This window comes from Cupriavidus sp. 05N39 (assembly GCF_056397325.1).
This window is the reverse complement of the sequence record NZ_JBFTNE010000264.1, coordinates 1-686: the sequence shown is the minus strand read 5'-3', so window position 1 is coordinate 686 and position 686 is coordinate 1. Positions and strand designations below refer to the sequence as shown.

Sequence of the window (686 nt, the reverse complement as noted above, 5' to 3'; positions counted from 1 at the left end):
GTCGGTGACCGTGGTCACCCGCCAGCGCCTGGATGACATGGGCCTGTACGCGCTGTCGGACGTGATGGGCCAGGTCACCGGCGTGCATGTCTCGGTCACCGACAGCGAGCGCATCAGCTACATCTCGCGTGGCTATGCCATCAACAACTTCCAGATCGACGGCATGCTCAACACGTTCGGCGGGTCGCTCAAGACCAACACCGACAGCGTGATCTACGAACGCATTGACGTGGTGCGCGGCGCCACCGGCCTGACCACCGGCGCCGGCGACCCCTCGGGCACGATCAACATGGTGCGCAAGCGCCCGACCACCGACGTGGCGATGAGCGCCGGGCTCACCGTGGGCCGCTGGGGCAACCAGCGCCTGGAAGCGGACATCGGCGGCCCGATCGCGCTGGAGGGGCGCGTGCGTGCGCGTTTTGTCGCCGCCAAGCAGCAGAGCGATTCGTTCCGTGATGTCTACGCGCTGGACAAGGACGTGTTCTACGGCATCGTCCAGGCCGACCTCGGCGACCGTACCCTGCTGGAAGTGGGCTATGACTACCAGTCGCCCAGGACCACCGGCGTCACCAGGCGCGTGGTGCCGTACTGGGGCGCCGATGGCAAACCGGCCAACCTGCCGCGCTCGACCAACCTGTCCGCCACCTGGAGCAGCTGGCCGATCGTGGAGAAGACCACCTTCGCGC

1 protein-coding gene is annotated in these 686 nt (G+C 67.2%); it reads left to right on the top strand.

What is annotated here, in order from left to right; genetic code table 11:
• On the top strand, positions 1-686 hold a 686-nt coding region (locus AC1DN0_RS41195; RefSeq protein WP_477146624.1), incomplete at both ends, for a TonB-dependent siderophore receptor.